18 protein-coding genes are annotated in these 23,105 nt (G+C 54.6%); 7 read left to right on the top strand and 11 right to left on the bottom strand.

What is annotated here, in order from left to right; translation table 11 throughout:
• Positions 1 to 29: 29 nt before the first annotated feature.
• Genes HP566_RS15535 through tkt form a run of 3 tightly spaced genes read right to left on the bottom strand, consistent with a single transcriptional unit; the run spans position 30 to position 3,114 of the window.
• Positions 30 to 749: an LrgB family protein gene (locus HP566_RS15535; protein WP_249978189.1), complete on the bottom strand. Its 720-nt coding sequence runs from the start codon at positions 747 to 749 to the stop codon at positions 30 to 32.
• Entirely contained in the window at positions 739 to 1,092 is a 354-nt protein-coding gene (locus tag HP566_RS15530; protein ID WP_249978188.1) for a CidA/LrgA family protein, read from the bottom strand. Before HP566_RS15530 ends, HP566_RS15535 begins: the two co-directional genes overlap by 11 nt.
• Before the next feature lie 30 nt (positions 1,093 to 1,122).
• Positions 1,123 to 3,114, bottom strand: a complete 1,992-nt coding sequence (gene tkt / locus HP566_RS15525; protein ID WP_249978197.1) for a transketolase — start codon at positions 3,112 to 3,114, stop codon at positions 1,123 to 1,125.
• A gap of 241 nt (positions 3,115 to 3,355) precedes the next feature.
• Between tkt and metK the strand changes: the two genes are divergently transcribed.
• Together metK and ligB are read left to right on the top strand one after the other, a co-directional pair.
• Positions 3,356 to 4,576, top strand: a complete 1,221-nt coding sequence (metK, locus tag HP566_RS15520; RefSeq protein WP_249978187.1) for a methionine adenosyltransferase — start codon at positions 3,356 to 3,358, stop codon at positions 4,574 to 4,576.
• A 169-nt stretch (positions 4,577 to 4,745) separates the two neighbouring features.
• The gene (gene ligB / locus HP566_RS15515; protein WP_249978186.1) at positions 4,746 to 6,446 is read left to right on the top strand and encodes an NAD-dependent DNA ligase LigB; all 1,701 of its coding nucleotides are present in this window, start codon (positions 4,746 to 4,748) and stop codon (positions 6,444 to 6,446) included.
• Here ligB and HP566_RS15510 read toward each other — a convergent pair.
• A complete protein-coding gene (locus HP566_RS15510) occupies positions 6,430 to 7,365 on the bottom strand; it encodes an AEC family transporter (RefSeq protein ID WP_249978185.1) in 936 nt (311 codons plus the stop codon). The two genes, ligB and HP566_RS15510, sit on opposite strands and share 17 nt — an antisense overlap.
• A 142-nt stretch (positions 7,366 to 7,507) precedes the next feature.
• Between HP566_RS15510 and metF the strand changes: the two genes are divergently transcribed.
• Positions 7,508 to 8,350 carry a methylenetetrahydrofolate reductase [NAD(P)H] gene (gene metF / locus HP566_RS15505; protein WP_249978184.1) on the top strand — a complete coding sequence of 281 codons (843 nt, stop codon included), beginning with the start codon at positions 7,508 to 7,510 and terminating at the stop codon, positions 8,348 to 8,350.
• Between the two features lie 119 nt (positions 8,351 to 8,469).
• Here the strand turns inward: metF and HP566_RS15500 are convergent, their stop codons facing one another.
• From HP566_RS15500 to prlC, 4 genes are all read right to left on the bottom strand, one after another.
• Positions 8,470 to 10,671: a TRAP transporter permease gene (locus tag HP566_RS15500; RefSeq protein ID WP_249978183.1), complete on the bottom strand. Its 2,202-nt coding sequence runs from the start codon at positions 10,669 to 10,671 to the stop codon at positions 8,470 to 8,472.
• 132 nt (positions 10,672 to 10,803) lie between these two features.
• On the bottom strand, positions 10,804 to 11,796 hold the full coding sequence (locus HP566_RS15495) for a TAXI family TRAP transporter solute-binding subunit (protein ID WP_249978182.1): 993 nt from the start codon (positions 11,794 to 11,796) through the stop codon (positions 10,804 to 10,806).
• Positions 11,797 to 12,114: 318 nt separating this feature from the next.
• Entirely contained in the window at positions 12,115 to 12,366 is a 252-nt protein-coding gene (locus tag HP566_RS15490) for a YheV family putative zinc ribbon protein (RefSeq protein ID WP_249978181.1), read from the bottom strand.
• A 55-nt stretch (positions 12,367 to 12,421) separates the two neighbouring features.
• Positions 12,422 to 14,470: an oligopeptidase A gene (gene prlC, locus HP566_RS15485; protein WP_249978180.1), complete on the bottom strand. Its 2,049-nt coding sequence runs from the start codon at positions 14,468 to 14,470 to the stop codon at positions 12,422 to 12,424.
• 166 nt (positions 14,471 to 14,636) lie between these two features.
• Here prlC and HP566_RS15480 point away from each other — a divergent pair, with 166 nt between their 5' ends.
• The 3 genes from HP566_RS15480 to HP566_RS15470 all read left to right on the top strand — a co-directional run bounded on the left by HP566_RS15480 (position 14,637) and on the right by HP566_RS15470 (position 17,343).
• On the top strand, positions 14,637 to 15,977 hold the full coding sequence (locus HP566_RS15480) for a sodium-dependent transporter (protein ID WP_249978179.1): 1,341 nt from the start codon (positions 14,637 to 14,639) through the stop codon (positions 15,975 to 15,977).
• A gap of 45 nt (positions 15,978 to 16,022) precedes the next feature.
• Positions 16,023 to 16,568, top strand: coding sequence for a gamma carbonic anhydrase family protein (locus tag HP566_RS15475; RefSeq protein ID WP_249978178.1), 546 nt, complete (start codon positions 16,023 to 16,025; stop codon positions 16,566 to 16,568).
• A gap of 103 nt (positions 16,569 to 16,671) precedes the next feature.
• On the top strand, positions 16,672 to 17,343 hold the full coding sequence (locus HP566_RS15470; protein ID WP_249978177.1) for a metal-dependent hydrolase: 672 nt from the start codon (positions 16,672 to 16,674) through the stop codon (positions 17,341 to 17,343).
• On the opposite strand, the gene HP566_RS15465 is transcribed toward HP566_RS15470, so the two are convergent.
• The 3 genes from HP566_RS15465 to HP566_RS15455 are packed head-to-tail and all read right to left on the bottom strand — an operon-like array spanning position 17,319 to position 21,380.
• Positions 17,319 to 18,701, bottom strand: a complete 1,383-nt coding sequence (locus HP566_RS15465; protein WP_249978176.1) for a sigma-54-dependent transcriptional regulator — start codon at positions 18,699 to 18,701, stop codon at positions 17,319 to 17,321. The two genes, HP566_RS15470 and HP566_RS15465, sit on opposite strands and share 25 nt — an antisense overlap.
• Positions 18,694 to 20,610 carry a sensor histidine kinase gene (locus tag HP566_RS15460; protein ID WP_249978175.1) on the bottom strand — a complete coding sequence of 639 codons (1,917 nt, stop codon included), beginning with the start codon at positions 20,608 to 20,610 and terminating at the stop codon, positions 18,694 to 18,696. The genes HP566_RS15465 and HP566_RS15460 overlap by 8 nt, the downstream gene beginning before the upstream one ends.
• A complete protein-coding gene (locus tag HP566_RS15455; protein WP_249978174.1) occupies positions 20,607 to 21,380 on the bottom strand; it encodes a GntR family transcriptional regulator in 774 nt (257 codons plus the stop codon). The genes HP566_RS15460 and HP566_RS15455 overlap by 4 nt, the downstream gene beginning before the upstream one ends.
• A gap of 380 nt (positions 21,381 to 21,760) precedes the next feature.
• Between HP566_RS15455 and lldD the strand changes: the two genes are divergently transcribed.
• Entirely contained in the window at positions 21,761 to 22,915 is a 1,155-nt protein-coding gene (gene lldD, locus HP566_RS15450) for an FMN-dependent L-lactate dehydrogenase LldD (RefSeq protein ID WP_249978173.1), read from the top strand.
• Positions 22,916 to 23,105: the final 190 nt, after the last annotated feature.

Genomic DNA, 23,105 nt, shown 5'->3' with positions numbered 1-23,105 from the left:
CACGAGTTTATGTGCGATGATAACGTATTTCAGCTGCCAACGCCTATCAGCCTCCAGGCTAACGGTAGCAGTAGGGCAGTGAATATACCGGTGAGACTCATGCCCAGTGAGGCAAAGGCCCCTGCAGTAGGGCTGATATCAAACGCCCGAACGGTTCCAATGGCATGGCCATTCAAGCCCAGGGCAAAGCCTATGAGGCGCTCATCGTCGATGTTTAACAGGCGTGCCGTCAGGCTGACGAAGGGAATAGTGGCAACGCCAGTGATCAGCAGAGAGCCCATCAGAAGAGGAATGGTTCCACCCAACTGCTCGGTAATCCCCATGGCGATCGGGGCTGTCACTGATTTAGCGGCAATGGAAGCCAGAATAGGAGTAGGGCTACCCATCAGCCAAGCGATCCATAAGGCATAACAGGCAGCAAGTGTGGCAGCAATAGGCAGGCATATTGCGAGCGGCCGCCATAGTTCCCGAATGTGGGGCAGCTGTTGGTAAAGGGGCATACCCAGGGCAACGGTTGCAGGGCCTAGTAGTATGGTTAGCCAATTGGCCCCTTGCTGATAGGTGGTATAGGGTAAACCAAGCAGTGCCAACGTACCCGCCAGCAGCAGAGCGGCAATTAAAATAGCAGGCAGCCATGAGGGTTTGCCAAACCGTTTAAATAACGAATTGCCCAGCAGAAAGGCGGCAAGCGTCAAGCCTACCGAAAACAGAGGCGTGCTGGTTAATGTTGAGAGCACGCTAGCGGGCATTGGCTTGTCCAATCAAACGTTTCAGTAGCCATAGCGTGGTGATAACACTTAGCAGTGTACCGAGTAGCAGCGCGGTGAAAATGGCAACCCACTGGCCTGCCATCTCATCAAGAATAAAAAACACCCCAACCACACCGGGCATAATCAGCATGGCCAGAAGCGCGATCAGCGGTTGAGCCGCTGCTGCGATACTGGTGGGTACCCGGCCCATCACCACCAGGGTGGCGCACAGCAGTAGCATGCCGACCACCCCGGAAGAAACTGGCAGTCCGGAGAAGTGGATAACCACTTCTCCCAGTAACCAGAAGCTAATCAGCCATAGCAGACCGTTTAGCGCGGGCATTGTGCGCCCTGTGCCTGGCCTGCCCGTACGTTAGCCCAGCAGCTCATTGGCCTGTTTAACAATATTTTCAACAGTGAAGCCAAAGTGCTTAAACAGCTCTCCAGCCGGTGCCGACTCACCAAAGGTGGTCATGCCAATCACACGGCCATCCAGGCCAACGTACTTGTACCAGTAGTCGGCGTGACCTGCTTCGATAGCGATACGCTTGGTAACCGCTTTGGGCAGCACGCTTTCACGGTAGTCGGCATCCTGGCCGTTAAAGCGGTAGGTGGAGGGCATGGAAACTACCCGAACTGCGTTACCCTGTTTTTCCAGTTCCGCCGCTGCATCCATCGCCAGAGCGACTTCAGAGCCTGTGGCAATCAAAATGAGCTCAGGCGTGCCATCGCTATCCTTGAGCACATAGCCGCCACGCTGAATCGTGGCCAATTGAGCTTTGGTTCGCGGCTGGTGAGGCAGATTCTGGCGTGATAGCACTAACGCCGTGGGGCCGGAGTGACGCTTAAGGGCGGCATCCCAGGACGCTGCTGTTTCCACAGCATCACAGGGGCGCCAGGTGTTCAGATTCGGTGTGGTTCGCAGGCTGGTGAGCTGCTCGATTGGCTGGTGGGTTGGGCCATCTTCACCCAGGCCAATGGAGTCGTGGGTAAAGACATAAATGGCCTGCTGACCCATTAGTGCCGCCATACGCACGGCATTACGCATGTACTCCATAAAGATCAGGAAAGTTGCGCCGTAGGGTACAAAGCCCCCATGCAGAGCAATACCGTTCATGATGGCACCCATGCCGAATTCGCGTACCCCGTAGTGCAGGTAGTTGCCGTTGGCATCTTCTGGTGTAATCGCCTTGGCGCCTTTCCAGAACGTCAGGTTAGAAGGCGCCAGGTCGGCACTGCCACCGAGTAGTTCCGGCATTTGCGGGCCAATTACGTTTAAGGCCTCAAACGAGGCTTTGCGGGAGGCAATGCTTTCCCCCTTCTCCTGAGCTTGTTCAACCAGGGCTTCAGTTGCCAGTTCAGTGGGAAGCTGTGCCTTCATACGGCGCTTAAATTCCCGTGCCTCATTGGGGAAAGCCTCGGTATAGCGTGCAAAGCGTGCGTCCCACTCCTGCTGGCGGGCTTTGCCTGTTGCGCGGGCATCCCACTGGGAATAGATAGGTTCCGGAATATGGAAGGGCGCATGCTCCCAGCCAAGCTGCTTGCGTGCTAGCGCGATTTCGTCATCTCCCAAGGGGGCGCCATGAGCTTCCTCTTTGCCCTGCTTGTTGGGCGCACCAAAGCCGATGATGGTTTTGCAGATAATCAGGCTGGGCTTGTCGTCATGACTCTTGGCCAGCTCAATGGCAGCTTTGATCTCTTCAGGCTTATGGCCGTCAACGTTGGGTACCACGTGCCAGCCGTATGATTCGAAACGTTTGGCAGTATCGTCGGTAAACCAGCCTTCGACTTCGCCATCAATGGAGATGCCGTTGTCATCGTAGAGTGCAATCAGCTTGCCAAGTTGTTGAGTGCCCGCCAATGAAGCCGCTTCATGAGAGATGCCTTCCATCAAACAGCCATCGCCCAGAAAGCACCATGTGTGGTGATCAACGATGGTGTGGCCAGGGCGGTTGAACTGGGCAGCCAACGTTTTTTCGGCAATCGCAAAACCTACTGCGTTGGCGAAACCCTGGCCGAGTGGGCCGGTAGTGGTTTCAATGCCTGGCGCGTAACCAAATTCAGGATGGCCTGCGGTGGGCGAGTGCAGTTGGCGGAAATTCTGTAGTTGTTCCAGGCTTAACTCATAGCCGCTAAGGTGCAACAATGAGTAAAGCAGCATTGAACCATGACCATTAGAGAGCACAAACCGGTCACGATCGGCCCATTTCGGGTCTTCGGGGTTGTGCTTGAGGTAGTCATTCCATAGCACCTCGGCGATATCAGCCATACCCATGGGGGCGCCAGGGTGGCCGGATTTGGCCTTCTGAACAGCATCCATGGAAAGGGCGCGAATGGCATTGGCCAGCTCAAAACGGGACGGCATGGGGGGTGCTCCTCGCCTGAAAACAGAAATAATAGAGGCACTATTGTCGCTGACTTCCCCGGCGGCGGCAAATTCTGAGAGCACGTTCTGGGAAGAACCCCCAACAGCGTGTAGACTCTGCCTCCCGAAGTGGTGAATGGTGGTGCCGCTTCCTTTTACGGGCAGGGTATCTCCTGCCATGATTTCCTGCTGATGCTGCAGTCATTATGAAGCAGCCGTCATACAGAGGGTCGAGAGCGCGATGAGCGAATATTCCCTGTTTACCTCCGAGTCTGTCTCTGAAGGGCATCCTGACAAGATTGCCGACCAGATTTCCGATGCGGTGCTGGATGCCATTATCGCCCGGGATAAACAGGCTCGCGTTGCCTGTGAAACCATGGTGAAGACGGGCGTTGCCATTATTGCCGGTGAGATCACTACCTCCGCGTGGGTGGATCTGGAATCGCTGGTACGTGAGGTGATTGCCGATATCGGTTATACCTCATCCCATGTGGGCTTTGACGGTGCGACCTGTGGGGTGATCAACCTGATCGGCAAGCAGAGCGTTGAGATTGCTCAGGGCGTTGATCGCATTAAACCTGAAGACCAGGGTGCTGGTGACCAGGGCCTCATGTTTGGCTATGCCACTAACGAAACCGATTCGTTTATGCCAGCGCCGATCCACTATTCGCACCGTTTGGTTGAGCGTCAGGCAGAACTGCGCAAACACGGTCTGCTGCCGTGGTTGCGCCCGGATGCCAAGAGCCAAGTGACGTTCCGCTATAATGCGGCAGGTCAGCCCTGTGGCGTTGATGCGGTAGTGCTCTCTACCCAGCACGATCCTGAAATTGATCAGGAAGACCTGCGCAAAATGGTCAAGCGTGAAATCATCGAACAGGTGATTCCTGCTGAGTGGCTGGATGAAAACACCCAGTACCACATCAATCCGACGGGTAAATTCGTGATTGGCGGTCCGGTAGGAGATTGTGGGCTGACCGGTCGTAAAATTATCGTTGATACCTACGGCGGTATGGCACGCCACGGTGGTGGCGCATTTTCGGGTAAAGACCCCTCCAAAGTTGATCGCAGTGCGGCCTATGCCGGACGCTACGTTGCCAAAAACGTGGTGGCGGCGGGTTTGGCGGACAAATGTGAGATTCAGGTCTCCTACGCGATTGGTGTTGCCGAGCCGACTTCGGTTGCGATTGATACCTTTGGTACCGGCAAAATCGATGATGCAAAGATTGTTGCCCTGGTGCGCGAGCATTTTGATCTGCGCCCCTACGCCATTACCACCATGCTGGACCTGTTACACCCCATGTACCGCCTGACGTCTGCCTATGGCCACTTTGGTCGTGAGCCGTTTGAGCACAGCTACACCTGGGTTGATGATAAAGGTGAAGAACATAAAGAGACCTTTACCGCGTTTCCATGGGAAAAAACCGATAAGGCAGACGCTCTGCGTCATGCTGCCGGTCTATAAAAGACCCCCTCGTTACATATGAGAGCAACGCCCCTGGTTGATGCCACGGGGCGTTTTTTGTGCGTTGAAAATGACGCTTTCTCATGTACAAAGATTACTTCGCCAACTGCTGGTTAGGGCAGCTATCCTTATACGCGGGCATTGCTATCTAGGTGCTAAAGGGGAGTGTATGAAGGTAGGGAAAACAACATGCTGGCGTTGGTTACTCTTCGCTTGGTCGCTAATAGGTGTCGCGTTATCCGCACAGGCTGAGCCTTGTCCTGATTGGCCGAGGGAACGGCTGGCCGTTGAGACTCAGGCACTGGCAGAGCACATAGCCCTATGGGACCGGGCCTATCATGATCAGGGAGTGTCGCTGATCGATGATGAGCTCTATGATCAAGCCGTCGCGCGCCTTGCCACGTGGCAGGCATGTATAGGCGATGAGCCCCCGCACCGCCCGTTGACCCGGGTTACCAGCAGCAGTGGCACGCGTGTACATCCGGTGGCGCAAACAGGGCTGAATAAAGCTGACGATGATGGCGTGCGCCGTTTTACCAGCCGCCGGGAAGACCTTTGGATTCAACCCAAGGTGGATGGCGTCGCGGTCACGCTGCGTTACCAGGAGGGCCAACTGGTGGAAGCCGTGAGTCGCGGTGATGGTGTCCGTGGGCAGGACTGGACCGCTCGTGTACAGCAGCTTCCCGCTGTACCCACGTCTTTGAACATGCCACTCTCTGCTGTCTTCCAGGGTGAGCTTTACTGGCGCCTAACGGATCACGTTCAGTCCCGTGACCCCGCATCAGGGGCCCGAGGGGCGGTGGCAGGCGCCATGGCCCAAACGACACCAAGCCCGCAAACGCTAGCGCAGATAGGACTGTTTATTTGGGAGTGGCCGGATGGGCCTGCGGAGATGGGAACCCGGCTTGCCCAGTTGTCGGCGCTCGGCTTTGATACAGCGGAGTACACTCATCCGTTAACTGAGCAACACGATGCCGCGTATTGGCGAGATAGATGGTTTAACAGCGAACTACCGTTTGCCACTGATGGTGTGGTGTTGAAGCAAGCAGACCGCCCTGGTATCAGACGTTGGTCATCGTCGCCACCAGAATGGGCCATCGCCTGGAAATACCCAGCTCGGCAGGTGCTGGCCCAGGTACGTGGTATAGAGTTCCGGATTGGCCGCACCGGACGAATCACTCCACTGCTATGGCTTTACCCTGTCACCCTGGAAGGGAGGCGAATCAGCCGTGTATCACTGAGTTCTCTGGAGCGCTGGGAAGCGTGGGACGTGCGCCCAGGGGATCAGGTGGCCGTGACACTGGCAGGGCTGACCATTCCCCAGGCTACTGAGGTGGTGTGGCATACCCGCGAACGGGCAAGTGTAGAGGTGCCCGTACCTGAGCGTTATCACCTGTTTAGCTGCTTTACGCTAACGCCTGACTGCCATGATCAACTGCTGGCACGCCTTACCTTTTTAAGTGACCAGTTGGGCCTCCAAGGCGTGGGTGAAGGGACCTGGCAAGTGTTAATGGATGCAGGCGTCGTGACGGGGTTGCTGGAATGGTTGGAGGTTACCCCCGACCAACTGCAGCAGGCATACGGTATTGGCAGGACGCGAGCAGAGGCACTGATGGCGCAGTTTGAGGTGGCGAAAACAGCTACCTTCCCCGCCTGGCTGGCTGCTCTTGGTATTCCCCCAAGTGGTAGCGCCCCCCTGGGGGACTGGAACACCCTGGAAGGCTATACACAGGCGGAGTGGCAAGCCATGCCGGGCGTTGGGCCGGTGCGCGCAGAAGCGCTTGTGGCTTTTTTCAGCCACCCTGAGCTACAGCATATGGCGGCACAGCTTCGGCAGGCGGGCGTTGAGGGGTTTACCCAAGCCCAGTAAGGCTTAGCATAATACCGAGGTAAAGCGGAATCAGCAGTGGTGCCAGCAGTGTGGTAACCAATACGGCCAGAGCACCTTTTTGTGGCTGGATGCCCAGTTCCATGGCAACCACCACCACGTTAGATGCCATGGGAACCACGCCCAGCAACAGCAGCGCCATGGCCAGTTCCGGTGCTAGCGGCGTGAGGTGCTGCAGAACGAAAACTGCGCCCAGCATCACTAGTGGCCACAGCAGGTAGCGCAGGCCTACACAGGTTGCCACGAACCGGGAGTCCCACGCTGCCAGGGTGACCTGGCTTAAGGTCATGCCAATAATCATCATACCCAGCAGCGTGTAGGTGGCAGGAAATACTGCTAAAGAGCCCATCAGCGTATCCGGAAGCGTGACGTTCAGCGTGCTCAGCAGCAGGGCCGATAAAAACGCATAGACCAGCGGCAGACGGGTGATCTTGATCAGACTCTCACGTACCGAAAAGTGGCCACGGGCGCTCAGGTAGAAGCCTACTGTAAACTCGTATAGCGTGATCCCTAGCATGCAAAACAGATAGAGCGTCACACCTTCGGGCGGAAGTAGGATAAGGGCTACCGGTAGGCCAAAGTAGCCGGTATTGCCAGTACCGGCTGAAAACGCCAGCAATGCGCCCTCCTGAGGACCAAAACGGTGCTGGGTAACCCAGCGAACGGTCAGCGCCATCATGCTGACCAGGATAAACAGGGTCAGGGTCAGCAGCAGATACTGGGTGGTGGGGCCGCCATTCATCAGCGCGCGAAAGATAGTCAGCGGCGCAATCAGGTATACCAGCAGCGTGGCGATAGGGCGTGGGTCTATTTTAAGACGCTGGGCAGCAATAAAACCTAAACCCACATAACCCAATAGCATCATCAAGGGACCCATTAAGGCACCTGGCGCTAAATCCATGTTTGCTCCCTGGCAAGTAGCATTGACGGCTAACATGAGCCGAATTAAAGGCCGACCGTGGAATCTTTCATTAGCCCCTGTACGCCGGAAAGGAGAGAATAACGCAAAATATCACTGCGTTGACGTCATATAAGGAAATCCCATGAGCAGCCAAGAGCATCCGTTAGGTATTAGCTTTGAATTTTTCCCCCCCAATACCGATGCAGGGCGGGAGAAGCTAATTCACGTGCGTGATGAACTGGCTGCCCGTAATCCACGTTTCTTCTCTGTCACCTATGGTGCGGGAGGCTCCACCCAGGAGCGGACCCGTGACATCGTACGCACCGTCAGCCAAAGCGGTATTACCACTGCGCCGCACCTTTCTTGTATCGGCAGTGAAAAAGCGCAGTTGCGTGATCTTTTGGCCCAGTACCGTGAAGAAGGCGTCGACAGCCTGGTTGCACTGCGTGGCGATATGCCGTCTGGCATGGCCAGTATCGGTGAGTTGCGCTACGCCAACGAGTTGGTGGAGTTTATCCGCACAGAAACCGGAGACCATTTTGATATCGCGGTGGCCGCCTATCCAGAATCCCATCCACAGGCACCTAACCTCGACAAGGATGTGGAGAACTTTGCGCGCAAGATGAAGGCTGGCGCTAATATGGCAATTACTCAGTACTTCTTCACCGCTGAGGCCTACTTCAATTTTGTTGAGAAAGTGCGCGCCATCGGGGTAGAGCAGCCGATCATTCCAGGCATTATGCCGATTACCAATTACACCAAACTGGCCCGCTTCTCTGATGCCTGCGGCGCAGAAATTCCTCGCTGGATTCGCAAACAGCTTGAGTCTTATGGTGATGATAGTGAGGCGATTGCCTCGTTTGGTACCGATGTGGTGAGTCGGCTATGTGAGCGTCTGCTGGAGGGTGGAGCGCCGGGACTGCATTTTTACACGCTTAACCAAGCCGCTCCAGTGCTGAAAGTCGTTGATAATCTGACCGGCTAAACCGGGTATCGGCACCATAGAATATAAAAAACCTCACTCAATGTTGAGCGAGGTTTTTTGTGCTTACCAATATAGTGAACCATACCGGTAGCGCCCAGGTAGCTGGGCGCTTAATCGTTTCATGCAGGAACCGGACTTGGCTTACTGCCATGTAACTTGCGTTGCATCATAAACAGAATTGCACCGATACCTAGGCCTGCTAAGTCGGTGAGGATACCGCCGTAAATCAAGAACAGGGCCCCTACCAATAGCACCAATCGCTGCCACACTTTTGTCGGACCGAAGAACCATGCTTGCACAGTGGCCGACAGCATGAAAATACCCAGTGACGCGGTAATGGCTACCCGAATAATCTGCATCGGTGTGCCTTCCATCAGCATGGCGGGGCTGTAGAAGAACATAAATGGCACGATAAAGGCGGCCAAGCCTACCTTGAAGGAGGTAATGGAGGTCTTCATCGCATTATCGCCGGAAATACCTGCCGCAGCGTAAGAGGCCAGGGCAACCGGTGGGGTAATCGCAGACATCACGGCGAAGTAGAAAACGAAGAAGTGGGCAATCAACGGCTGAATGCCAATATTGATCAGCCCCGGAGCCACCACGGAGGCCGCCACCGCATAGGCTGCCGTTGTTGGCATACCCATACCCAGTAAAATCGAAATACACATTGCGAAGAAGAGTGCCAACAGCTGGCTCACACCTGCCATGCCAAGCAGCAGAGAGGAGAAGCGTGCCCCAACACCGGTCAGCGAGATAACACCGACGATCAAGCCCGCACAGGCACATACGGCAATAATCTGAATCGACATGGTGCCCGCAAGTTGCAGGGCTTTAAGAATTTCGCGAATACCCATCTTATTGGGTGAAATCCAGCTGACAACGGCGGCAGCGGCGGTTGCCAGCGTGCCCGCGCGGATAACCGAATATCCCATAAAGAGTGCATAGATCAGGATGATAATGGGCGCGAACAGATAGGCATGTCTGGCAAGCTTACGGAACTGAGGGATCTCATCTTTGCGCATACCGCGCATGCCTTTCTTGGCTGCTTCAAGATCCACCATGAAGTAGACAGAAAGGAAGTAGAGCCCGGCTGGGATCAAGGCGGCCACTGCGATTTCACGGTAAGGAATACCCGTGATTTCCGCCATGATGAAAGCACCGGCCCCCATGATGGGAGGCATGATTTGACCACCGGTGGAGGCCGCTGCTTCGATAGCGCCCGCACTACGGCCAGGGTAGCCAACCTTTTTCATGAGCGGGATTGTCAGCGAGCCGGTTGAAACCACATTACCCGCTGAGGTGCCGTTGATCATGCCCATCAGGCCGGAGGCGAAAATCGATACTTTGGCGGGGCCGCCGCGTGAGCGCCCTGCAGCAGCAAACGCAAAGTTAACAAAGTAATCGCCAACTTTAGAGGCCTGCAAGAAAGCGGCGAAGATAATAAACAGGATGATGTAAGTTGATGATACCGCGGTGGTTTGGCCCAGCACGCCAATGTCGGTGTATAGCTGGCTAAAGAAGCGGTTCACCGATAGTCCGGGGTAGCTTAGAAAGCCCGGTAAGTGGGGGCCACCGAATACATAGGCCAGGAAAATAGCAGAGATAATCACCAGCGCATTACCGGCCACTCGGCGTGTTAACTCCAGGATAAGTAGTGAACCAGCCATGGCGGCATAAGTAATCCCCACAGGGGCAAAGGAAGTGCCCGTGGACATGCGCAAAGGGGTATTGTAAATGATGACCAAATAGGCGGCACTGGCAAGTGCCACGATCATGAGCACCAGATCTGGCATTGAGAATTTAGAGCGGACCTGACGGTAAAACCAAGACAGTAGAATGCCCCCTATCGCAGCCAGCAGCAGTGGGTAGCCGTAATGCCAGGTTTCGATGTGCGGCTCAATACGCAGAGCACCACCAGACAGTGCACGCCACATCAATACGGTTTGCACCAGCGCATAGCCAGCTGGAATCAATAGTACTGCACTCAGCAGCATCAACCATTTTGGCGACTCTTCTGAGTCAGAACTGGCAAAACGCGCGCCAGTATATAACCCGAAGCCAAGCACAAGAGCGCCGGCAACGTGAATAATACGGTACGTCCACGTTTCCATGGGGAGCACGTTTAACGTGATCAGGTGGAACAGTGAATAAGCGATAGCGACGCAGGCAAAGAGTATCCACTGCCAACCAGTAAAGAGGCGGCGATTGGACTCAATGACCTCCTCATCAACGCCTTCGGCCAGAATTTCCTGGGCGTCTTTTTTTTCTGTTGGGTCGCTAGCGGGTGCAGCTGGTGAGGGGCTGCCGGTGTTGTTGCTCATGGAAAGTTACCCTTGGGATGGATCATCAACGAAGCTGCTTGGGGTAATTCAGGAGTATCTGATGTTTTGAAGGCGTAACAAGGGCCGACCCTGAAGCAGGTGTCGGCCCTTTCCGCTTTGCTAATTCAGCTGTTATTGGTGAATCATGTCATCAGCAATGTCGTAACCATTTTCGTTGAACCAACGGGCAGCCCCTGGGTGGAAAGGCATCACGGTGTTGTAGCCAACATTCTCCGGAATGCTTTCCTCGGAACTGCGGTGGATAGACACCATACGGTCATTGTTTTCCATGGTGATACGCGTTACTTCGTACACTAAGCTCTCAGGCAGATCGCAGCCTGCAATAGCAAAGTTCCACATGGAAACAGCGCGCGCATCTTCATCCAGCGTTTCATAGGTGTTTGCCGGAATCATGAACTCAGATACCGGGAAGGCTTCAACAATCTGCGCCTGCTCTTCTTCAGTGAACTCAATAATGTTCACATTCGTCTGAACTTCCAATTGGCTGACGGCAGGAATCGGCACGCCTGCGGCAAATGCCACCACATCCAGTAGGCCGTCCTGCAATTGGCCGCCTAGGTCAGACCAGCCGCCATTACGGCGCTCAAAGTTCACGCCCAACTCTTCAAGAATGGCGGGGAAGTAAACATCAGAGGTAGAGCCGGCCGGGCCAAAACCGATGCGTGAGCCATCAGGGATTTCAGAGATGGAGGTAATACCAGTGCTTGAAAGCGCGGTAATGGAGAACGGTGTCTCATACATCGGGAACAAAGCGCAGGCATTATCCATAACAACGCCGGGAGCCAGTGGGCTACGACCATTCATGGCGTCGTCTGCTGGACCCAAGGTCGTTAAGCCGAAAGCGAGCTCCCCTGCATGAACCAGCGCCAGGTTTTGAGTGGGGCCACCCGTCACTTCGCCACCGCCAGTAATATCACCCAGCTGATCTGCAATTAAGTTGGCCCAGCCAGAACCATAAATATAGAACGTGCCCCCTTGGCTAGCGGTACCAACAGTAAAGCTGGAGGGCCAGCCGTCACGATCCACTTCTGCGTGAGCGGTAGCAGCGGCAACGAGTGCACCACCGGCGATGAGTGCAATGGACTTCGGCATCTTATTGCGCATGGCGAGGTTTCCTAAACTGTTATTGGGGTTATAAACAGGGATGTTCATGAATGCGAGATCAAGAACACCATTGGTTGGAGCGTGATTAAGCAGGTTATATACAGCGATTGCCGTGCCAGTTAATATTTTTTATATTAAAAACAGATGGTTGTTTGATTTTTATTAAACTTTGGTTGAAAGTCGAAATGAGTGAAGTGTCTGATAGTTCGCACTAGTGGTGGGAAATGATGTGTGGAAAGCCGCACATCATGCGGGCTGGTTATAGAGGAAAGGACGTTCAGCAGAGGAGAGCAGGCGTGCTCTCCCGACAAGATGTGCTTACGTTTTGGATTTACCGGGATCAAGAATACGAACAGGTTGTATATCCTGTACTTTTTGCTCATCCCTTACTTGGTTGACACGCGTGGTCAGTTCTGGCGCCGTTTCCTTCTCAATTGCTAACTGCTCAAAAAAGTCGCAGTTAACGCACTCCCGGTAGCGCACCCCATTTTGTTCCCAGGCGCGGATACGGTCCATTTCCGCACAGCGGGGACAGGTAACACCGGCAATAAAGCGCTTCACACTAGACATAACAGACTCCAAAGGCGCGGTAGCCGTTGGCTGCCGCGCAGAGTTAAAGCTTAGGTCAGGCCGCGCGTATGCCGCTATGGCGTAACAACGGCTCCACACTTGGCTCACGGCCTCGGAAGGCATGGAACAGGTCGGCGGCATCACGAGCACCTCCCTGCTCAAGTATTTCCTGGCGGAACCGTTGGCCTGTCACAGGGTCGAAAATACCGGCTTCTTCAAAGGCGCTCCAGGCATCGGCAGAGAGGACTTCCGCCCATTTATAGCTGTAGTAGCCCGCGGCATAACCGCCTGCAAAAATGTGGCTAAAGCTATTCTGGAAGCGGTTAAAGGCGACAATCGGCACGACGGACGTGCGGCGGCGTATCTCATCCAGCAGTGCCTGTACGTCGCTGGCGCTGGGAGATTCAAGCTCATGGTGCAAACGTAGATCGAACAGTGAAAATTCGATCTGGCGCATCATTCCCATGGCGGACTGGAAATTTTTGGCGGCTTGCAGACGTTCTAACAGCTCAGCGGGTAGAGGTTCGCCGCTGTCTACATGCTGGGCCAGCAGATCCAGCCCCTCCCGCTCCCAGCAATAGTTCTCCATAAACTGGCTGGGGAGTTCAACGGCATCCCAGGCTACTCCGTTAATGCCGGATACATCAGCAATTTGCTGCTTTGTCAGCATATGGTGAAGGCCGTGACCAAATTCATGGAACAGTGTGGTGACTTCATCGTGGGTTAACAGGGCGGGCTTGTCCCCGACTGGAGCGGTAAAGTTACAGGTCAGAAACGCAACGGGGAGTTGCAGGCCATGGTCATTTAGGCGGCGAACCCGGCAGTCGGCCATCCATGCACCGCCCCGTTTCCCTTCTCTGGCGTAGAGGTCCAGATAGAACCCGGCAATCGGTTTGCCTTGTTCGGTAATGCGGAAGAAGCGTACATCCTTATGGTAGCTGGGTGCTGTGTTGTCTTCTTCTACTTGAACATTGAAGAGACGCTCTACCACTTGGAAGAGGCCATCGACGACCCGCGGCGCGGGAAAGTAAGGACGAAGTTGTTCCTGGGAAATCGAATGGCGTGCTTCACGCAGCTTTTCACTGGCGTAGGCGACATCCCAGGGTTCCAGCGTGTCGATTCCCAGCTTTTCACGGGCATACTGGCTGAGTTCGGAGAATTCCTCTTTCGCCTGAGGCGCTGCCCGGCGGGCAAGATCGTTTAAAAACTCAAGCACTTGAGCCGGGGACTCTGCCATTTTCGTGGCCAGTGAATAGTCTGCGTAGGTATCAAACCCCAGCAGGCGGGCCAGTTCCTGGCGAAGTGCCAGTATCTCTTCCAAAATCGGTGCGTTATCGAACTTACCGGCATCCGGCCCCTGGTCAGAAGCGCGGGTCACGAAGGCTGTATATACCTCCTGGCGTAACTCCCGATTGTCGGCATAGCTGACAATCGGGAAAAAGCTGGGGAAGTCGAGAGTGATGCGATAGCCCTTCACGCCCTTTGCCTCGGCGGCGGCTTTTAATGTCTCCAGAGCGCTTTCCGGTACGCCAGCCAGCGTATCCTGGCTTTCGATGTCTTTGTGCCACGCTTGAGTAGCGTCCAGGACGTTATTGGAAAACTGATTGGAGAGCGTGGAGAGTCGCGACTGAATCTCACCGTAGCGGGCTTTTTTGTCCGCAGGCAGATCCACACCGGCCAAACGAAAATCGCGTAGTGCATTGTCTACGGTGCGCTGCTGAGCGGTATCCAGTTGCCCCCATACGCTGCTATCTTTCAGCGCCTGCCAACCATGGAACAGGCCTTCGTGCTGCCCGACCCAGGTGCCGAATGCTGAGAGGTGCTCCAAACACGCTTGATAGGCTTCCCGAAGCTCAGGAGAGTTCATCGTGCCGTTGAGGTGTGCCACCGGTGACCACGCTTGAGAAAGCCGGTCATTCTCTGCCTCAAGGGGGGCGGCAAAGCTTTCCCAGGTGGGGGGCGTTGTGGTGGCTTGTTGGGCGAGCCGGTCAATGGCTTCACGGCTTTCGCTAAGCAACGCTTCAACCGCGGGTTCCACGTGTTCAGCACGAATTTCGGCAAAAGGGGGAAGCTCATGCGTCTCGAGCAACGGATTGCGGGACATAGGCACCTCACTAGGCATCATTTTTAAAACGTTAAGCGCACAAAACGCGCAATAATGATGACACAGTGTGGGCACTGAGGCGTTCTTTCAATGGCAGGGTTTGGCCTGAGCGTAAGCGCCTGATAGTCTTGCCGCCTTTTAATGCCACCAATGGCAGGAGCATGCAATGAGTGAAACGCGGGAGCGCTGGGGGTCGAAGCGGGCCTTTATCTTGGCGGTAACAGGTGCTGCGGTGGGGCTTGGCAATATTTGGCGCTTTCCCTATGTGGCAGGTGAAAATGGTGGTGCAGCTTTTCTATTAATGTATGTTGCCTTTGTATTGCTGCTGGGCATTCCAGTGATGATGGCTGAAATTTTAATTGGTCGCGCCGGGCGCCGTGGGCCCATGCAAGCGCTTGGCGCGCTGGCTGCCGAGGCAGGAGCGTCTCCTCATTGGCGGTGGCTCGGGCTGTTCGGCGCGTTGACGGTATTCTGTATTTTATCGTTCTATTCGGTGGTGTCGGGCTGGTCCATTGAGTTTTTAGTGGCTTCGGTGAATGGCAACTTTGATGGCGCCAGCGCAGCTGAAGTGGGGGCCGGGTTTGAAGCCTTCCTGGCCAATCCCGGTTTATTGATATTTAACCACTCGCTGTTTCTGTTTATGACCATGACGGTGGTTGCTGCAGGTGTGGCGAAAGGCCTGGAGCGATTAAATAATCTCTTGATGCCGCTGCTCTATGGCCTATTGCTGCTATTGGCAGGCTATGCCGCAACGACCGATGGCTTTGGTACGGCCCTGGCTTGGCTGTTCCTCCCTACCTTTGAAGACATCACCGCGATGGTAGTGCTGCACGCCATGGGACATGCGTTTTTTACGTTGGCGGTGGGGGCTTGTGCGTTAATGGCCTATGGCGCCTATATGCCTGAGGGGCAGAGCTTGCCTAAAGCGGCTTTTGCTGTGGCGGCATTGGATATCAGCGTTGCCTTGCTGGCGGGTATTGCGATTTTTTCTGTGGTGTTTGCCCAGGGGATGGACCCGGCTGATGGGCCGGGGTTGATGTTCGTGACATTGCCGATCGCTTTCTCCGGGTTGCCGTGGGGGGCGCTGTGGTTAAGCGTGTTTTTCCTATTATTACTGCTAGCGACCTGGACGTCGGCCATCAATCTGGCTGAACCAATGGTGGCAATATTACAGGGGTTGGGATGGCGTCGCAGCATTTCGACGGCGGTGGTGGCCCTCAGTGTATGGCTACTAGGTTTGTTATCCGCCCTTTCGTTTTCTACCCTTGCTGAGTTCAGGCCGCTGTTAGGCCGCAATGTATTTGAGCTGGTCAGTAGTATTCCACCCGACATTTTTCTGCCTATGGGTGGTTTGCTGATCGCCGTTTTCGCAGCCTGGGTGATGCCCCAGGGGCTTGTTGTGCAGGCACTGGGTGTGGGAGAGCGAGGCTATGTTTTCTGGCGTAACATTGTGCGCTGGGTGTCTATTCCGCTGACGTTTATTGTCTTGCTCGGTGGGTTGCTATAGTCCGTCTAAGATCACCACCATGGCGTTAAAAAACAGGAGAGCGCAATGAGCAGTGCCCTACGAGCATTTCAAGGTGTTTCGCCCCGCTTAGGCCAGCGGGTCTATATTGATCCCGCCTGCGTGGTCATCGGAGATGTGGAGTTTGGGGATGACTGCTCCGTGTGGCCGATGACGGTTATCCGTGGCGATATGCACCGTATTCGCATCGGAGCGCGTACTAGTGTGCAGGATGGCAGTGTGCTGCATATTACCCATGCCAGTGATTTTAATCCGGATGGTTTCCCACTCACTATCGGTGACGATGTCACTATTGGCCATAAAGCGATTTTGCACGGTTGTACGCTAGGCAGCCGAATCCTCGTTGGTATGGGGGCCATTGTGATGGACGGTGCGGTGGTCGACGATGAGGTGATTATTGCTGCTGGTGCCGTGGTAACACCGGGTAAGCATCTGGAGAGCGGCTATGTGTATGCGGGCAATCCGGCAAAAGCACTGCGGCCACTAAAAGATAAAGAGCGCGCCTTCTTTCCCTACACTGCCGGTAATTACGTTAAGTTAAAAGAGCAGTTTCCTGCTCAATCAACGCCGTAACGAAATTTTATAAGTGGTTGGGTTAACACTCTTTTTTGTACAGTAGCCATGTTGCGGCAGCCGAAAGTCTGGTAATTTATCCAGTTTTCCAGGGTGCCGCGCTATGGCTAACTTTCGCACGCACATTACAGTAGCAGCAGCGGGCGGCATGCTAATGGCCTATGCGGGCTGGCAGGCTCAATGGTGGCCAGCCTCCCAAGCGCTATTGGTGATTGCCTTGGTCGCCTTTGGCGGTATTTTACCCGATATCGACGCTGACCGATCGCACTCCATTCGTTTGATTTTCAATCTTCTGTCGGTGCCTTCCCTGGTATTGGGAGTGCTCTTGCTGCAGCCTTGGCTGACTCCGGGTATGTTACTGGTGGCGTGCGGTGGGATCTATTTTTGCGTGCGATTTCTAGCAGCGGTACTGTTTTCGCGGTTAACAGTGCATCGTGGTATTTGGCACTCACTGATGGCGGCGGGGTTATGCGCACTGGTGACCTCCGCGCTAAGTTTTCAGCTATTTGCCCAGCCGGCCTGGCTGGCATGGGCTCACGGAGTGGCCCTGCTGCTGGGCTTTGTCATCCATTTAGGGCTGGACGAGCTGTTTAGTGTTGACCTTGAAGGGGCGCGCTTGAAACGCTCGTTTGGTACTGCATTAAAGCTTGGTGATGGGCGTCGCCCGCTCTCTAACCTGTTAATGATGATTGCTGTGCTCACGTTGGTACCCTGGGTGCCGCCGTGGTCAGTGCTTGGTGATCTTCTGTATCAAGGCTCACTGCTGTGGCGGTAGTCGTCAGCGCTTAAGCCATGCTTTTTGAGCTTGTCGTAAAACGTTTTGCGCGGTATTCCCAGGTGTTGGCAAACATCGGTAACACGGCCGTGGTGGCGAGCAAGTGATTGACTGATCAGGCTCTTTTCAAATAGCTCTACCTGGCGGGGCAGCGTTGGTTCCTGAGTGTCGGCAGACACGCCTTCCAGCAGTACATCCAGGCGATAATCAAATGCTGCCCCCAGCAGCACATAGCGCTCGGCTAGATTGCGAAGCTCACGGACATTGCCGGGCCAGTCGTGGGCGAGCAGCGCGGCAATGGCACGACTGTCCAGGGTGGGGGCTTCCAAGCCGCTGCGGTTAGCGGCCACCACCGCAAAGTGTTGAAACAGTAGGGGGATGTCTTCGCGTCGCTCGCGTAAGGCGGGGAGCGGTAGTGTCACAACATTCAAGCGGTAATAGAGGTCTTCACGAAATCGCCCCTCTTCAGCGGCGACTCTGAGGTCGACCTTGGTGGCGGCAATAACCCGAATGTTAAGCGGTACCGCTTCATTGGCGCCCAGGCGCTCGACACTGCGTTCCTGAAGTACGCGGAGCAGCTTGACCTGGAGCGCCAGCGGCATCGACTCGATTTCATCGAGAAAGACGGTGCCGCCGTTAGCGTGTTCAAACTTTCCAATACGCCGCTCGACGGCTCCGGTAAAGGCGCCTTTTTCATGACCAAACAGCTCTGACTCAATGGTGTTTTCCGGTACGGCACCACAGTTAATGGCCATAAACGGGCTATTACGCCGTGCACTACGTTCATGGATAGCGCGGGCCACCAAGTCTTTTCCTGTGCCGGTTTCGCCAAACAGCAGCACATCCGCTTCCACCTGGCTGATACGCTGGATCATGGTCGCCAGGTGTGAAATCACCGGTGTACGCCCCACCAGTCGGGGTCCCAGCGCCGCTTGCTGGACTTCCAACTCGGCTTTAAGGCGCAAATTTTCCAGACTCAGCTGACGTTTTTCGATGCCACGCCTGACCACGTCCAACAACTGGTCTCCTGCGAATGGTTTCTCTAGAAAGTCCCAGGCGCCTGCCCGCATTGCCTCTACCGCGGTAGAAATATCGCCATGGCCGGTAATAAGGATGATGGGCAGTGTTGCATCACGGCTATGAAGTTCGTGAAGCAGCGCCATGCCATCCATACCCGGCATGCGGATATCGCTGACAATGACGCCAGGAAAGTTATCGGGTAGTGCGGCAAGTGCCTGTTCGGCAGACTCGAAACAGTAGGGGCTGTAACCGGCAAGCTCCAGAGTTTGGCTGGCGGTGATACGCAGATGTGGTTCGTCGTCGATCACCATGACCGGCAGTGCCGACGGCTCATGCATGGTTATTATTCTCCTTTACTGATGACAGTGCGGTTCGCGAATCCGGGGGCGATGAACAGGGCAGTATAACTGTGAGCCGTGCGCCGCCGGTCGCCTGGTTGGCAACCTGGAGTTTGCCACCCAGGTCATCCATGATACGTGAGGAAATCGAAAGTCCCAGCCCTAAACCACTACCGGGTGCCTTGGTGGTGAAAAAGGGTTCGAATATTTGCCCAATATGCTGCTCTGCAATCCCCGGGCCATTGTCTGCCACGCTAATCAGCACCTGGTGGTGGGCTACCTTTGCACTAAGCGTTAGTGTGGGGAAGGGCGTCTCCTTCATGGCCTGCAGCGCATTGCCTATGAGATTGACAAGTACTTGTTCGAGGCGCACCAAATCGCCATCTACCCAGAGTGTTTCCTTAGGCCAGTGTTGTATCACCTGCACACAATCGTCCCTTAACCGGCTGTGGAATAAGCGCAGGGCGTATTCAATGCAGGCTTGAACGGAGATTGTCTCCTGTCGCTCACTGCTTTTACGGGAGAACTGGCGCAGTTGTGCGCTGATATCAGCCACTCGTTGGGTAAGTTCAACAATCTGCTCCAGGTTGGCATCTGCCTTTGCCACCTTTGCAAGCTCGATGTATCGACGGGCATTTTCAGCGTAGGCGCGAATAGCCGCCAAGGGCTGGTTTAATTCATGGTTGATACCTGCTGCCAGTTGCCCCAGGACGGCAAGTTTTGCAGCCTGAATCAGCTCATCCTGGGTTTGGCGCAGGTTTTCCTCTGCCCGACGACGCTCTTCGATCTCCCCCGACAACCGCTGGTTGCTGGCGACCAGATCCCGTGTGCGGCGTTCAACGCTTGCTTCAAGTTCATCACGCACACGTGCCAGTGTTTGTCGCTCACGTTCAGCAAAAGCTTCCCGCTCCCGGCTCAAGCGCAACCGCTGCCAACCAATGCCGCCCCCCAGGGTGATAACGCCATAGAGCCCACCTGCCATCAATGCCGCAATCCACTGTGCGCTTATTACCGGCGTTAAAGGTTTTAAAATATGTATCCGCCAGCCGAACTCTGGCATGGGCCGGGTAAGGCTTAAATAACGCCCGCCGCTGAGTGGCCCATGGGCAAAGCTAACGATGTAGCTATCAGGCCCAAAAGGCGCTTCAAGTACAATGCCTGATGGCGACAGTGGCTCTATGGCATAGCGCCGCGTGGCTTTTAATGCCTCGCGCTCCTCGTCGCTGAGTGAGTGTAATGCATTCATGCGCAACTCCGGGTGGCTTGCCATGAAAATGATGTTATCGCTGTCGGTGACAAACAGCTCAGCATCCTGTTCAGCCCAGCTCTCTTCTACGTCATCTAGCAATACTTTAATAACCAACACACCGTCAGGTCTGGCATCCGGCGAGGTGTCATCAAGCCACACGGGTGACGAAAAGAAGTAGCCCCGCTCAAGTGATTGGGTTCCCAAACCATAGAAGCGTCCTTGCCTGCCTGCGATGGCTTCTGTGTAATAACTACGGAACGCGTAATTGTGGCCGATAAAGGTGTTTGGGCGGTGCCAGTTACTGGCGGCAATTGTATAAGCGTCCTGATCCAACAGATACACATCGGAGACACCTGCCATAAAGCGAAAGCGATCCAGTAGCAGGTTGAGTGGCATAGGATCCTGCCCTTCGGGAGAAGCGAGAAAACGTCGGATGCCCTCTCGGGTAGCCAGCATTTGCGGCAAGTAGTCGTAGCGCAGCAAGTAACCGTTTAGGTTAACAGCCGACAAACGTAACTCGTTCTCGGCGTCATCCTGTAAATTAGACAGTGCTTGTTCGCGGGCCAACTGGGCGGCCTGCCACATGCAGAAAACCAGGCCAAGGGGAATCACGATTAGCCACAGCCAGCGTTGCGCCGTTAAGCGTAATAGAAGCTTCATGCAGGGGTGTTGTTTGTGCCTTGGGCCCTGCGCAGAGCGCGCTGGGCACGGGTTTCCGCTCTTGCCATCTCCAGCAGTCCTTCCTCTACGTAGACTAAATGCTCGTGAGCCCGAGCACGTGCATCTTCGGCTCGACCCTCTAAAATGGCATCCAGTAGCGCACGGTGCTGTTTCATCAACTGTGTGCGTGAGTCGGGTTTAGCAAACAGGTACGCCAGATTATCAACGATACTCCGTTCAAGTAGATGAAAAATGCCGCGTATCGTATGCAGTAACAAGACGTTATGGGCAGCTTCTGCAATCGCGAGGTGGAAGGCTGCGTCCAGTTTTGCTTCCTGGGCAGGGTCAGCCCCGACAAATCCGCCATCGAGTTCCTCGAAGCGCTGAATTAACACTGCTTTATCTGCTGGTGTGGAACGCAAAGCGGCATAGTAAGCTGAAATCCCCTCCATCGCGTCACGAAACTCAAGCAGGTCAAGGTGGAATTCACTGTGTCGCGATAGCATTTCCAGTAGTGGATCGGTGTAGCCATTATTCAGTGTTTCATTAACAAAGGTGCCTCCCCCCTGTCGGCTGATTAGTAAACCCCGGGCGGCTAGTTTCTGTATCGCTTCCCGCAGTGAAGGACGCGAAACGCCAAACCGCTCGGCAAGTTCACGTTCAGGCGGCAAGCGTTGGCCGGGTTTTAGGCTACCCTCAAGAATCATGGCTTCAAGGCGCTCAGTGATGACATCGGCTAAGCGCTGTTGGCGGAGCGGTGGATATGTCATTAGTTAAAGCTCCTATAATTGGTAAGACCAATGTTAAATGCTTCATCACTGATGCTCAAGCGTTAGCTGACCGCTTTAAATAGAAAGTAGAGCCTAATTTTAAACATTAAACTAAAGTATAGAAGGGGATGTAAGCCTTTAGAGAGAAGCCTGATTGACATGTTTCATGGGGCTATTTAATGTAGTGATGATTTATTTTGTAAATTGGTTTTACCAATTTTGGCAATCAGAGTGATTGAAAGCTAAAAAGTTTACCTTCACAGCACCCGCTGACTATTCAGTATCGGCCTTGATGGCGTATGTAGCGCTCAACCAGGCGAGTGTTGGTTGTTCAACAACAATTTGTTTTATCAACGCGCCTCCATTGTATAGGGCTCCCCATGATCATTTCAGCATCTACAGACTATCGGCAAGCCGCAAAGCGTCGCCTTCCCCCCTTTCTTTTTCACTATGCAGATGGAGGGTCTTACGCGGAGCATACGTTACGACGTAATGTCGATGATCTTCGGGATGTCGCATTGCGGCAGCGAGTGCTTAAGGATATGTCGTCACTTTCATTGGAAACCGAACTGTTTGGCGAAAAGCTTGCCATGCCCATCGCCTTGGCGCCTGTGGGGCTGGCTGGCATGTACGCTAGGCGTGGTGAAGTTCAGGCGGCGCGTGCGGCGGCCAATAAAGGTGTGCCATTTACCCTCTCGACAGTATCTGTATGTCCTATTGCTGAAGTGTCGGCGGCAGTTGAGCGACCTATCTGGTTTCAGTTGTATGTGCTGAAGGATCGGGGTTTTATGAAGCACGTTCTGGAGCGAGCCAAGGCCGCCGGTGTCAAGACGCTGATCTTTACCGTGGATATGCCGGTGCCTGGAGCGCGCTATCGTGATGCTCATTCAGGTATGAGTGGCAAGTACGGCCCGATAAGACGCGTCCTCCAGGCTGCCATGCATCCGCTTTGGGCGTGGGATGTGGGTATCCATGGTCGCCCCCATGACCTGGGTAATGTTTCCGATTACCGGGGGCAGCCAACAGAGCTTGAGGACTACATTGCCTGGCTTGGTAATAATTTTGATCCTGCTATTTCCTGGAAAGACCTAGAGTGGATTCGTGAGTTTTGGGATGGTCCGATGATTATTAAGGGCATACTGGACCCCGAGGATGCTCGTGATGCAGTCCGCTTTGGTGCAGATGGTATTGTTGTCTCCAATCACGGTGGTCGCCAGCTTGATGGCGTGCCTTCCACTGCGCGAGCGCTGCCTGCAATAGCGGATGCTGTGAAAGGTGACCTGGCTATTCTTGCCGATTCTGGTGTTCGCAGTGGACTGGACGTGGTGAGGATGATTGCCATGGGAGCGGATGCGACACTGATCGGCCGCGCTTTTATCTACGCACTTGCTACGGCAGGGGAGGCGGGTGTTGCGCATTTGCTTGAGCTGTTCGAGAAAGAGATGAGAGTGGCGATGACGTTAACCGGGGCGCGAACTATCGCTGACCTCGGCCCGGATTCGCTGGTGCCAGGTTCGTTGCATCACCTCTCATAGCCTTTAGGGATATTGGTGCTTAAGCACAGCGTCACTGATTCTGAAACTTTTTTACACAATCCTCTTGCCAAGCCGGCAGCGAATCCGTAAAGTACGCATCCGCTGCCGGGGACGCATGGCGTTGCCAGCGGTGCATAAGGTTGAAAAAACCTTGGTTTGTCAGAGGGTTGGCGAAAACGCTGCCATGCTA

The organism is Vreelandella olivaria (genome assembly GCF_023507745.1).
In the GTDB taxonomy this organism is placed as follows: domain Bacteria; phylum Pseudomonadota; class Gammaproteobacteria; order Pseudomonadales; family Halomonadaceae; genus Vreelandella; species Vreelandella olivaria_A.
This window is presented reverse-complemented; position numbering and strand designations above follow the sequence as displayed.